Annotated in this window: 8 protein-coding genes; 2 read left to right on the forward strand and 6 right to left on the reverse strand. The window is 69.3% G+C overall.

All coding sequences use genetic code 11. The annotated features are described in order from the left end of the window. Nucleotides 1–7: 7 nt before the first annotated feature. The 6 genes from ACFOPI_RS22270 to glgB are packed head-to-tail and all read right to left on the reverse strand — an operon-like array spanning nt 8 to nt 10,929. On the reverse strand, nt 8–2,488 hold the full coding sequence (locus tag ACFOPI_RS22270) for a glycogen/starch/alpha-glucan phosphorylase (protein WP_382179027.1): 2,481 nt from the start codon (nt 2,486–2,488) through the stop codon (nt 8–10). A 33-nt stretch (nt 2,489–2,521) separates the two neighbouring features. Next, nucleotides 2,522–4,051, reverse strand: coding sequence for a glycogen synthase GlgA (gene glgA, locus ACFOPI_RS22275; RefSeq protein ID WP_382179030.1), 1,530 nt, complete (start codon nt 4,049–4,051; stop codon nt 2,522–2,524). After that, nucleotides 4,048–5,307: a glucose-1-phosphate adenylyltransferase gene (glgC, locus tag ACFOPI_RS22280; protein ID WP_382179033.1), complete on the reverse strand. Its 1,260-nt coding sequence runs from the start codon at nt 5,305–5,307 to the stop codon at nt 4,048–4,050. Before glgC ends, glgA begins: the two co-directional genes overlap by 4 nt. A gap of 35 nt (nt 5,308–5,342) precedes the next feature. After that, nucleotides 5,343–6,854 (reverse strand): 4-alpha-glucanotransferase, encoded by a 1,512-nt coding sequence (malQ, locus tag ACFOPI_RS22285; protein WP_382179036.1) that lies wholly within the window; start codon nt 6,852–6,854, stop codon nt 5,343–5,345. After that, nucleotides 6,851–9,037 carry a glycogen debranching protein GlgX gene (gene glgX, locus ACFOPI_RS22290; RefSeq protein ID WP_382179039.1) on the reverse strand — a complete coding sequence of 729 codons (2,187 nt, stop codon included), beginning with the start codon at nt 9,035–9,037 and terminating at the stop codon, nt 6,851–6,853. The genes malQ and glgX overlap by 4 nt, the downstream gene beginning before the upstream one ends. After that, nucleotides 9,034–10,929 (reverse strand): 1,4-alpha-glucan branching protein GlgB, encoded by a 1,896-nt coding sequence (glgB, locus tag ACFOPI_RS22295; RefSeq protein ID WP_382179042.1) that lies wholly within the window; start codon nt 10,927–10,929, stop codon nt 9,034–9,036. The genes glgX and glgB overlap by 4 nt, the downstream gene beginning before the upstream one ends. A 109-nt stretch (nt 10,930–11,038) precedes the next feature. On the opposite strand from glgB, the gene ACFOPI_RS22300 reads away from it, so the two are divergent. Both ACFOPI_RS22300 and dtd read left to right on the forward strand, forming a co-directional pair. Next, complete coding sequence (locus ACFOPI_RS22300; RefSeq protein WP_382179045.1) at nt 11,039–11,968, forward strand: cation diffusion facilitator family transporter; 930 nt, start codon at nt 11,039–11,041, stop codon at nt 11,966–11,968. Continuing rightward, nucleotides 11,965–12,405 carry a D-aminoacyl-tRNA deacylase gene (dtd, locus tag ACFOPI_RS22305; protein WP_382179048.1) on the forward strand — a complete coding sequence of 147 codons (441 nt, stop codon included), beginning with the start codon at nt 11,965–11,967 and terminating at the stop codon, nt 12,403–12,405. The genes ACFOPI_RS22300 and dtd overlap by 4 nt, the downstream gene beginning before the upstream one ends. The last annotated feature ends 33 nt before the right edge of the window (nt 12,406–12,438 follow it).

Raw genomic sequence — 12,438 nt, forward strand, 5'->3', positions numbered from 1 at the left:
TCATGCCTCAGTCGAAGAGCGGCTTCACCTTCCAGATGTCGTCGGCGTATTCGCGGATCGTGCGGTCGGACGAGAACATGCCCATGCCGGCGACGTTGAGGATCGCCTGTCGCGCCCATTCGTTCGGGCGGCGGTAGAGCTCGTCGACCTTGTGCTGGGTGGCGATGTAGTCGGCGTAGTCGGCCAGCAGCAGGTAGTAGTCCGACTCCAGCAGCGTGCGCGTGATGTCGTGGAAGCGGTTGGGCTGCTCGGGGCTGAACGCACCTTCGGCGATGCGGTCGATCGCGGTCTTGAGGTCGTAGTTGTGGTCGTAGTAGCGGCGTGGGTTGTAGCCGCTGGCGCGCAGGGCCGCGACCTGTTCGGTGCGGTTGCCGAAGATGAAGATGTTGTCCAGCCCGACGTTCTCTGCGATCTCGATGTTGGCGCCGTCCCAGGTGCCGATGGTCAGCGCGCCGTTGAGCGCGAACTTCATGTTGCCGGTGCCCGAGGCCTCGGTGCCGGCGGTGGAGATCTGTTCCGACAGGTCGGCGGCGGGGATGATCACCTCGGCCAGCGAGACGCGGTAGTTCGGCAGGAACACCACCTTGAGCTTGTCGCCCACGCGCTTGTCGTGGTTGACCACGCGCGCCACGTCGTTGATCAGCTTGATCACCAGCTTGGCCATGTAGTAGGCCGAGGCCGCCTTGCCGCCGAAGATCACTGTGCGTGGCACCCAGTTGTGGTTGGGGTGGGCCAGGATCTGCTGGTAGCGCGTGACCACGTGCAGCAGGTTGAGCAGCTGGCGCTTGTACTCGTGCATGCGCTTGATCTGCACGTCGAACAGGCTGTCGGTGCTGACGACGATGCCGGTCTCCTGCGCGATGCGCTCGGCCAGTCGCTTCTTGTTCTGCGTCTTGGCCAGGCGGAAGGCGCTCTGGAACTCGACGTCGTCGGCCAGCGGGCGCAATGCGCTGAGCTCGTCGAGGTTGCGACGCCAGGTGGTGCCGATGCGCGCGTCGATCAGCGCCGACAGCGGCCGGTTGGCCTGCGAGAGCCAGCGCCGCGGCGTGATGCCGTTGGTCTTGTTGTTGAAGCGCTCGGGCCACAGGCGCGCGAAGTCGGCGAAGATGGTCTTGACCATCAGGTCGCTGTGCAGGGCCGACACGCCGTTGATCTTGTGGCTGGCCAGCACCGAGAGGTAGGCCATGCGCACGCGGCGCTGGCCGTGTTCGTCGATCAGCGAGACGCGGCGCAGCAGGTCGTTCTCGTTCGGGAAGCGGTCGTGCACCTCGGCCAGGAAGCGTGCGTTGAGGTCGTAGATGATGCGCAGGTGGCGTGGCAGCAGCCGGCCCATCAGGTCCACCGGCCAGGTCTCCAGCGCTTCGCTCATCAGCGTGTGGTTGGTGTAGCTGAAGATGCGCTGGCACAGGGCCCAGGCGGCGTCCCACTCGACCTGGTACTCGTCGACCAGCAGGCGCATGAGCTCGGGCACGGCCAGCGCGGGGTGGGTGTCGTTGAGGTGGATCGCGACCTTGTCGGCCAGCTGCTCGAAGCTGCCATGGCTCTTGAGGTAGCGGCGCAGGATGTCCTGCAGCGAGGCGCTGACAAAGAAGTACTCCTGGCGCAGGCGCAGCTCCTTGCCGTGCTCGGTGGAGTCGTCGGGGTAGAGCACGCGCGAGACGTTCTCGGATTCGTTCTTGGCCTCGACCGCTCGCATGTAGTCGCCCTTGTTGAAGGCGTCGAGGTTGATGCCGCTGGTCGCGCGGGCGGTCCACAGGCGCAGGGTGGACACGCTGGTGAGTTCGTGGCCCGGCACCCCGGTGTCGTAGGCGGTGGCGATCACGTCGTCGGTGTCGACCCAGCGCACGTGGTCACCCTCCTGCACCAGGCGTCCGCCGAACTGCACCTCGTAGCTGAACTCGGGGCGCATGAATTCCCAGGGGTTGCCATTGACCATCCAGTAGTCCGGCTCCTCGACCTGGCGGCCGTCGACTATCTTCTGCGCGAACATGCCGAAGTCGTAGCGGATGCCGTAGCCCATGCCAGGCAGGCCGACGGTGGCCATGGAGTCGAGGAAACAGGCCGCCAGGCGACCCAGGCCGCCGTTGCCCAGGCCAGCATCGGTCTCCAGGTCGATCAGCGCGTCGAAGTCGGCGCCGAGCTGGGTGCAGGCCTCCCTGGCATCGTCGTAGATGCCGACCGAGAGCAGGGCGTTGGTGAGCGCGCGACCGGTCAGGAACTCCATCGACAGGTAGTAGACGCGTTTGGCATCGCTGTCCTGCGAGACCGCGAGGGTTTCGCGCCAGCGGTGCATCATGCGGTCGCGCACGGCGTGGAACAGGGCGAACAGCCAGTCGCGGCGGGTGGCCGAGCGCAGGTCCTTGCCGACGGCATAGACCAGCCGGTTGGCGATCGACTTGCGCAGCGCCGCGACGCTGTTTTCCAGCTGGTCGTATTCGAAGGGGGCGGTGGCGGTGCCGACGGTGGAGGGCAAGAGCGTGTTGGGCATGTCGGTGCGGTCCAAAGGCGGAAGGTGGTGGGGTCAAGCAGATGCCGTGCCAGTGGCGTCGGAACGGGCAAGTGCGTAGACCTTGAGGGTGTCGCTGGCGGCGCGCGCCCAATCGAAGCGCAGCGACATGGCGTGGCGCTGGACGGCGCGCCAGTCGGCCTCGCGGCGGCGCAGGGCGAAGGCGCGGCGGATCGCCGATAGCAGGGCGGCCTCGGACAGCTCATGGAAGACGAAGCCGCTGGCGCTGCCGTCGTCGATGTTCTCCAGGCGGCTGTCGGTGACGGTGTCGACCAGTCCGCCGACGGCGCGCACCAGCGGCAGCGTGCCGTAGCGCAGGCCGTAGAGCTGGGTCAGGCCGCAGGGCTCGAAGCGCGAGGGCACCAGGATCACGTCGCTGCCGGCGATGACCGTGTGGGCCAGGCCCTCGTCGTAGCCGATGTGCAGCCCGACCGCTCCTGGGTGGCGCTGGGCCGCGTGCTGCAGCGCCTGCTCGATCAGCGGGTCGCCCGCGCCCAGCACGGCGAGCTGGCCGCCGCGGCGCACCAGCTCGTCCACGACGCCGGGCAGCAGGTGCAAGCCCTTCTGTTCGGTCAGGCGGCTGACCACGCAGAACAGCAGCGCGTCGGGGTCGGTCCTGAGGCCCAGACGCTGCTGCAGTCGTGCCTTGGCGGCGGCCTTGCCGCGCTGGTCGTCGGCGCTGTAGCCGGGCTGCACGAGGGCGTCGTTCGCCGGGTCCCAGACCGCGTCGTCGACGCCGTTGAGGATGCCGTGCAGGCGGTCGCGCCGCTCGCGCAGCACCCCGTCCAGGCCGCAGCCCTGTTCCTCGCCGGTGATTTCGCGCGCGTAGGTCGGGCTGACCGTGGTGATGGCGTCGGCGAACTGCAGGCCGGCCTTCATGAACGAGACCTGGCCGTGGAATTCCAGGCCGTGCAGGTGGAAGAGCGCATCGGGCAGGCCCAGGCGCTCACGCACGTGCGGGCCGAACACACCCTGGTAGGCCAGGTTGTGCACGGTGAACACGCTGGCGGGGCGGCGGTGGCCGGCGGCCACCAGTCGGTTCAGATAGGCGAAGGCCAGGCCGGTGTGCCAGTCGTGGCCGTGCACCACATCAGGGACCCAGCCGCTGTCCAGACCGGTGCCCAGCAGGGCGGCGGCCCAGCCCAGCCAGGCGAACTGCTCTGCGGCGTCGGGCCAGGGCTTGCCGCTGGCGTCCTGGTAGGGGTTGCCCGGCCGGTCGTACAGGCCGGGTGCGTGCAGCAGCCACACCGGCAGGCCCGACGCCTCGATGCGCCCGCGCCGCAGCCAGGGCGTGGGGCCGTTCGTGGTGTCGGGCCGCGGGCCGACGCCATGCGGCAGCCCCACGGTGTCGCCGCCGGGCACCAGCAGGCTCGGCCCCTCGGGCGCCACGCCCGCCACGATGGACGGAAAGGCCGGCAGCAGCAGGCGCACGTCCGCTCCCTGCGCCGCCAGGGCGGGCGGCAGGCCCGCGCTCACGTCGGCCAGACCGCCGGTCTTGAGCAGCGGAAAGACCTCGGAGCAGGCGTAGAGGACGCGCAGGCTCACTTCAGGGCCTCAAGCATCGCGCGTGTCACCAGCACCACGCCGCCCTCCGAGCGGTAGAAGCGCTTGGCGTCTTCGTCCGCGTCGTAGCCGATCTGCATGCCCGGCGGGATCACACAGCCGTTGTCGATGACCACCTTGCGCAGCTTGCAGCCTCGGCCGACGTCGACCTCGGGCAGCAGCACCGCCTCGTCAACCTCGGCGTATGAATGGATGTGCACCTTGGAGAACAGCACCGAACGGTTCACCGAACCGCCCGAGATGATGCAGCCACCCGAGACCAGCGAGTCCACCGCCATGCCGCGGCGCCCGTCGTCATTGAACACGAACTTGGCCGGCGGCAGCTGCTCCTGGTAGGTCCAGATCGGCCAGTCGCGGTCGTACATGTCCAGTTCGGGAATGGTGTTGGTCAGATCGAGGTTGGCGGCCCAGTAGGCCTCCACGGTCCCCACGTCGCGCCAGTAGGCGGGCGCCTCGGGCGAGCTCTTGACGCAGGACATGCCGAAGGGGTGGGCCACGGCCTGGCCCTCGGCCACCATGGCGGGGATCACGTCCTTGCCGAAGTCGCGGCTGGAGCCGGGCGTGGCGGCATCTTTCTCCAGCGCGGCAAACAGCGCCTGGGCGTCGAACACGTAGATGCCCATGCTGGCCAGCGACACTTCGGGCTTGCCGGGCATGGCCGGCGGGTTCGCCGGCTTCTCGACGAACTCGACGATCTGGCGCATGGGGTCGATGGCCATCACACCGAAGGCGCTGGCCTCGGCAATCGGCACCTCGATGCAGGCCACCGTGCATTTCTTGCCCAGCGCCACGTGGTCGGCGATCAGCTCGGCGTAGTCCATCTTGTAGATGTGGTCGCCGGCCAGGATGAGGATGTACTCCGGGTTGTGGGCACGCAGGATGTCCAGGTTCTGGTAGACCGCGTCGGCCGTGCCCAGGTACCAGCTGTCTTCGTCGATGCGCTGCTGGGCGGGCAGCAGGTCGATGAACTCGTTGAACTCGTTGCGCAAAAAGCTCCAGCCGCGCTGCAGGTGGCGCAGCAGCGAGTGCGACTTGTACTGGGTCAGCACGCCGATGCGGCGCACTCCCGAGTTCAGGCAGTTGGACAGCGCGAAATCGATGATGCGGAACTTGCCGCCGAAGTACACAGCCGGCTTGGTGCGCCGGTCGGTCAGGGCCTTCAGGCGCGAGCCGCGGCCGCCGGCGAGCACCAGGCCGATGGTGCGCCGGGCCAGTTGCTGGGGGGAATGCTTGTCCATGGGTTGTCTCCGGTGGTTGTTGTGGTTAAGGGGGGTCAGTGTTCTGGCCAGCGGCCGTGCGCGCGTGTCATTGCGGCCAGGCGTTCGGCCGGCTCGTGGTTGACCTGGCTCCATTCGAAGCGCCACTCCCAGCAGCCGGTGGCCATGCCGGGCGTGTTCATGCGGTGGCGGGTGTCCAGGCCGAGTACGTCCTGGAACGGCACCACCACGGTGTTGACCACCGACTGCGAGGCCGCGCGCACCAGGGTCCAGTGCGGCTCGGTGGCAATGCAGGGGCCCAGGTAGTCCAGCGCCGAGTGGCGCTCGCCGATGGGGGCGCTGTTCCACCAGCCCACCGTGGTCTCGTTGTCGTGGGTGCCGGTGTAGGCCACGGCGTGGCGTTCCAGGTTGTGCGGCAGGTAGGGATTCTTCGGCCCGCTGCCGAAGGCGAACTGCAGGATGCGCATGCCCGGGAAGCCGCAGGCCTCGCGCAGCGAGGTGACCTCGGGCGTGATCAGGCCCAAGTCTTCCGCAATGATGGGCAGCGGACCGAGTTCGTCGGTGATGGCCTCAAAAAAGCGAAGGCCCGGCCCGGTCTGCCACTGGCCGGCCACCGCCGTCGGTTCGCTGGCGGGGATCTCCCAGTGCGCCTCGAAGCCGCGGAAGTGGTCCAGGCGCACGATGTCGACCTGTCGGAACTGGTGTGCCAGCCGGTCCTTCCACCAGCGGTAACCGTGGTGCGCCATGGCGTCCCAGTTGTACAGCGGGTTGCCCCAGCGCTGGCCGGTGGGGCTGAAGTAGTCGGGCGGCACGCCGGCCACCACGTTCGGCTCCATGCGCTCGTCCAGCAGGAACTGGTCGGCGTGGGCCCAGACATCGGCGCTGTGGTGGGCCACGAAGATCGGCGCGTCCCCGACCACCTGCACGCCCTGCGAGCGCGCGTAGTCGCGCAGGCCCTGCCACTGGACCCAGAAGCGCCACTGCACGAAGCGCCAGAAGCCCAAGGCGTGGGCCGATTGCGCGCGCACTTCGTCCAGGGCCGCCGGGTCGCGGTGCGCCAGCGGCTGAGGCCAGCGCGACCAGGGGCCGCCGTAGCGCTCGTCGAGCACCATGAAGAGGGCGTAGTCGTCGAGCCAGTGCGCGTGTTCGGTGCAGAAACCGTCCAGGGCAGCGCGGCATTCTTCGCTGGCACGTTCGGCAAAGCCGTTCCAGGCCTTGCGCAGGCAGGCCATGCGCCAGGGGGCGACGCGCTCGAAGTCGCAGCGGTGGTGGTCGAAGCCCTGGCGCGCGGTCCACGGCAGCCAGCCCTGGCGCACCAGGTCGTCAAGGTCGACCATCAGCGGGTTGCCGGCGAAGGCCGAGACGCTCTGGTAGGGCGAGTTGCCGGGGCCGGCGGGCGAGAGGGGCAGCACCTGCCAGAGCGACTGGCCGGCAGCCGCCAGCCAGTCGACGAAGTGGCGGGCCGCAGGGCCGAGGTCTCCGCAGCCATGGGGGCCGGGCAGGCTGGTGATGTGCAACAGCACGCCGCTGGTGCGGCGCGCGAGCAGGGGGTGGACGGTGGTGTTCATGAAGCGGTGTCGGTTGGGTTCGACGGGCCATGCAAGGCCCGGACCAGCACGCACACCGTCGGCTCGCTGAGCACCAGCCGGTCGTTGATCCACGGGCCGGCTTGGGCGCCGGAAGCGTCTGCCACCAGCGCCCGGGCACTGTCCAGCCGCAGCGCCCAGAGCCCTGGTGGCAGCTGCAGTTCGGCGCCTTCGCCCGCGTGCCAGACCACCAGCAGGGATTCCTGCGCAGGCCGCGTGCCTTCGCCGACCGTGATGACCGCGGCCAGCGTGCGGTGCTCCTGGCTGCGCCAGGCGGCGGCACTCAGCGGGGCTCCGTCGGTGTCGAACCAGGCGATGTCCGGCGTGGAGCCGTCCGCAGGCGGCCGGCCGTCGAACCAGCGCGCTTGCCGCAGGCCCGGGTGGGCGCGGCGCAGGGCAGCCAGGCCGGCCACGAAGCTTTCGAGCGCCGGGTCGACGCGCGGCCAGTCCAGCCAGGTCAGGGCGTTGTCCTGGCAGTAGGCGTTGTTGTTGCCACGCTGGCTGTGGCCCATCTCGTCCCCGGCCAGCAGCTGCGGCGTGCCCTGGGCGCAGAACAGCGTGGCCAGCAGTGCGCGGCGCCAGAGCGCGCGCCGGTGCAGCACGGCCGGCTGGTCGGTCGGCCCTTCGGTGCCGCCGTTGGCCGACAGGTTGTGGCCGTGGCCGTCGCGGTTGTCTTCGCCGTTGGCCCGGTTGTGCTTGCGCGCGTAGGCGGTGAGGTCGGCGAGGTTGAAGCCGTCGTGGGCGGTCAGCAGGTTGACGCTGGCCAGCGGCGTGCGGGCGCTGTGGCGGAACTTGTCGCTGCTGCCGCAGACGCGGGTGGCGAGTTCGCCGCGCGAGGCCGGGTGGCCGAGCCAGAAGGCGCGCACGCCGTCGCGGAAGGCGTCGTTCCATTCCAGCCAGCCGGGCGCGAAGCCGCCGGTGCGGTGGCCATCGGGGCCGATGTCCCAGGGTTCGGCGATCAGGCGCACGCCGCGCAGCAGCGGGTCCTGCTGCATCGCGGTCAGCAGCGGTGCTTGGCGGTCGAAGCGATGGCCCTGCGCCGCCACGCGACCCAGCGACACCGCCAGATCAAAACGGAAGCCGTCGACGCCGAAAGCCTGCACCCACCAGCGCAGACTGTCCATGACCCACTGCACCACCCGCGGCTCGCTCACGTTCAGGCTGTTGCCGGTGCCGCTGAAGTTGTGTGGCACACCGCGCTCGCCCATGAAGTACCAGTGGTTCTGTCCGAGCCCGCGCCAGCTCAGCGTGGGGCCGTCGAGGTCGCTTTCGGCCGTGTGGTTGAACACCACGTCCAGCACCACCTCGATGCCGTCGCGGTGCAGGGCGTCGACCATGGCGCGGAACTCGTCGCGCACCGCCCGGGCCTCGCCGGCATCCACCGGGTCGCGCCCCGCCGTGCAGGCCGCGTAGCCGGCGTGCGGCGCGAAGGCGTTGAGTGTGTTGTAGCCCCAGTGGTTGGTGAGGCCGCGCGCCAGCAGGTGGCGTTCGCTGATGAAAGCGTGCACCGGCAGCAGGCAGACCGTGGTCACGCCCAGGCGGCGCAGGTGGTCCCGCATCGCCGGTTGGGCCAGACCGGCGTAGGTGCCGCGCAGCGCGGGCGGGATCTCGGGATGCAGCCGGGTCAGGGCCTTCACATGGGCCTCGTAGAGCACGACGCGGTCTGGTGCGGTGCCGGGACCGGGCGTGATAGTGGCGCCAGCAGACAGCTCGGCTGCGGTGTCGACCACCAGGCAGCGGGGCATGGCCGCTGCGTTGTCCGCCCGTTCGGGTGCGTGCTCCGCCCAGGGCTGCACCGGCTGGAGCGGATTGGCCACCGCATGGCCTGTCTGCAGCGCCAGCCGCGAGGTATCGCCCACGAAACCGGTTGCCCAGGGGTCCATCAGCAGCCGGGCCGGGTTGAAGCGGTGTCCGGTCTCGGGATTCCAGGGGCCGTGCGCACGCAGTCCGTAGGCTTGGCCGGCGCCGATGCCGGGCACGAAATACGACCAGACGCCATCCCCCGCCGCGTCCAGCGCCACGCGGCCGGTGGGTTCGCGGTCCGTGCCGAACAGCTGCACCTCCACCGCCGTGGCCTCGGGCGCCCAGACGGCGAAACGCACGCCGTCGGTGCCGTTCTGGCGGACGAGGTGTGCGCCCAGCGCCGGTGCCGCCGCGTGTGTCATGTCTTCTCGGGCTGCAGAAAAAGCACGCCCAGCGGCGGCAAGGTCAGCGGTGCCGACCAGCCCTGGCCGTGCATCGGCTGGGGTTGCGCCTGCACGCGCCCATGGTTGCCCACGTTGCTGCCGCCGTAGTGGCTCGAATCCGTGTTCAGGCGCTCGGTCCAGGCGCCGTCGTGCGGCAGGCCGACGCGGTAGTCGTGCCGAACCACGGGTGTGAAGTTGGCCACCGCGACCAGGGTGTCCTCCAGCGCGCGCCCGAAGCGCACGAAGGCCAGCACCGACTGGTCGGCGTCGTCCACCACCAGCCAGCGGAAGCTGTCGGGGTCGGTGTCGCGCGCATGCAGGGCCGGCTGCTGGCGGTAGAGCATGTTGAGGTCGTGCACCAGGTTCTGCACGCCGGCGTGGGCCGGCTGCTCCAGCAGGTGCCAGGGCAGCTCGGCGTCGTGGTTCCACTCGGTCGGCTGGGCCAGCTCGGCGCCCATGAACAGCAGCTTTTTGCCCGGGTGCGCGTACATCCAGGCGTAGAGCGCGCGCAGGTTGGCCAGCTTCTGCCAGGGGTCGCCGCTCATCTTGCCCAGCAGCGAGCCCTTGCCATGCACCACCTCGTCGTGTGAGAGCGGCAGCACGTAGTCTTCGCTGTAGGCGTACATCATCGCGAAGCTCATCTTGTGGTGGTGCCAGCGCCGGTGCACCGGGTCCTGCGACATGTAGGCCAGGGTGTCGTGCATCCAGCCCATGTTCCACTTGTGGTCGAAGCCCAGGCCGCCGTGCTGCACCGGGCCGGTGACCTGCGGAAACGCGGTCGACTCCTCGGCGATGGTCGTGGCCTGTGGCGCTTCGCGCTGCAGCACTTCGTGAACCTCGCGCAGGAAGGCGATGGCCTCGTAGTTCTCGCGCCCGCCGTCCTTGTTGGGCACCCACTCGCCCGCAGGCCGGCTGTAGTCGCGGTAGAGCATGGAGGCCACGGCGTCCACGCGCAGGCCATCGATGCCGAACTGCTCGACCCAGTACAGCGCATTGCCGACCAGGAAGTTCTTCACCTCGTGGCGGCCGAAGTTGTAGATCAGGGTGTTCCAGTCGCGGTGGAAACCTTCGCGGGGGTCGGCGTGTTCGTAGAGCGGGGTGCCGTCGAAGCGCGCCAGCGCGTGTTCGTCGGTCGGGAAATGGGCTGGCACCCAGTCCAGGATGATCTTCAGGCCGGCGGCGTGCGCGGCCTCGACGAATCGGCGGAAGCCGTCGGGCCGGCCATATCGTGCGGTGGGGGCGTACAGGCCGGTGGGCTGGTAGCCCCAGGAGGCGTAGAACGGGTGTTCGTTGACCGGCAGCAGTTCGATGTGGGTGAAGCCCAGGCTGGTGGCGTAGGGCACGAGGTGCTGCGCGAGGTCGTCCCAGGTCGGCATCACATCCCAGCCGCCAGGGCGCTTCCAGGAACCGGCGTGCACCTCGTAGATCGCCATCGGCACGGCCGGCCGCTGGTGCGGTGCGGCGTGTGCGTGCGAGGCGCGCAAGGGTTCGCAGACGCGGGCCGCATTGCCGGGCGGCAGCTCGGTCTCGCGCGCGTAGGGGTCGGTCTTCAGGACGGTGCGGCCGTCGGCGCCTTCCACCTGGAACTTGTACCAGGCCCCCACGCCAGCGCCGGGTACGAAGAGCTCCCAGACGCCGCACTCGGGGCGGTGGCGCATGCCCTGCGCCTGCCAGCCGTTGAAGTCACCGCTGAGTCCGACCCAGCGGGCGGCCGGCGCCCACACCGCGAAAGCCACACCCGCCTGTCCACCCATCGTGGTCGGGTGGGCACCCAGCTTCTGCCAAGGGCGCAGGTGTTTGCCCTCGGCCAGCAACCAGGCGTCGGTGGGACCGATCCAGAACGTGTCGTCGGAGGGTGTGTGGGTGTTCATGCTTGTCTCGCTCTCGGGGCATTCTGGCACCGAATGGATACCGTGTGGTTACAAAATTACACGTTTATGGCGTTAAGGTTTCATCGGATCGCCGGGCGACAATCGGGCCATGACTGCCTCTGTTTCATCCTGGCTCACGCCCCGCCGCCTGCTGATGGCGTCGGTGGTGGTGGCCTTGATCACGATCACCCTCAAGACCCTGGCCTGGTGGGTCACCGACTCGGTCGGTCTGCTGTCCGACGCCATGGAGTCGCTGGTCAATCTGGCCAGCGCGGTGTTCGGCCTGGTGATGGTCACCATCGCCGCCCGTCCGGCCGACGACGACCACCCCTACGGCCACCACAAGGCCGAGTACTTCTCGTCCGGGTTCGAGGGCATTCTGATCATCGTTGCGGCGCTGGGCATTGTCTGGACCGCCGGACAGCGCCTGCTCGACCCGCAGCCGCTGGAACAGGTGGGCTGGGGCCTGGCGCTGTCGGTGGCCAGTTCGGCGCTCAATGGCCTGCTGGCTTGGGTAATGTTCCGGGCCGCGCGGCAGCACCGCTCGATCGCGCTGGAGGCCGACGCCAAACACCTGGTGACCGACGTCTGGACCTCGGCCGGCGTGGTGGCGGGCATTGCGCTGGTGCAGGTCACGGGCTGGATGTGGCTGGACCCGGTGGTGGCCATCGGGGTGGCGCTGAACATCCTCAAGGAAGGCTTCCACCTGATCTGGCGCTCGACCCAGGGCCTGATGGACGAGGCGGTCGAGCCCGAGGTGCTGGCCACCATTGAACAGACCCTCGCCGGTTTTGCCCACACGCGTGGCGAGACCGAGATCATCCGCTTCGACCACGTCAGCACCCGCAAGGCGGGCCAGCGGCGCTTCGTGGACCTGCACATGCACATGCCCGCGGCCTGGACCCTTGGGCGTGCGGCGGCCCTGCGCTCGAGCGTGGAACAGGCGCTGATGAGCGCCGTGCCCGGGCTGCGCGCCAGCATCCAGCTGCTGCCCTCGGATGTGGAGGCGCATTTCTACGATGAGGCGGACCTCAAATGATCGCGCTGCTGCAACGGGTGAGCGAGGCCCGCGTTGACATCGCGGGCGAGACGGTCGGGCACATCGGCGCCGGGTTGCTGGTGCTGGTGTGCGCCGAACCGGAGGACACCGAGGCGGTGGGCCAGAAGCTGCTGTCCAAGATCCTGAAGCTGCGCATCTTTGCCGACGAGGCGGGGAAAATGAACCGCAGCGTGCAGGACGTGGGCGGCGGGCTCCTGATCGTCAGCCAGTTCACCCTGGCCGCCGACACCAGCGGCGGCAACCGCCCGGGCTTCACCGGCGCGGCGCCACCGGCCCTGGGCGAGGCGCTGTACGACCGCTTCGTGGCGCTGGCGCGGGCCCAGCACCCGCAGGTCGCCACCGGGCGCTTTGGCGCCGACATGCAGGTGTACCTCGTCAACGACGGCCCGGTGACGATCCCGATGCGCATGCACTGAGCGCGTTCTTCCTGTTTTTTTCGCTGTTGACCG

Source organism: Hydrogenophaga luteola (assembly GCF_042648585.1).
In the GTDB taxonomy this organism is placed as follows: Bacteria; Pseudomonadota; Gammaproteobacteria; order Burkholderiales; family Burkholderiaceae_C; genus Hydrogenophaga; species Hydrogenophaga luteola.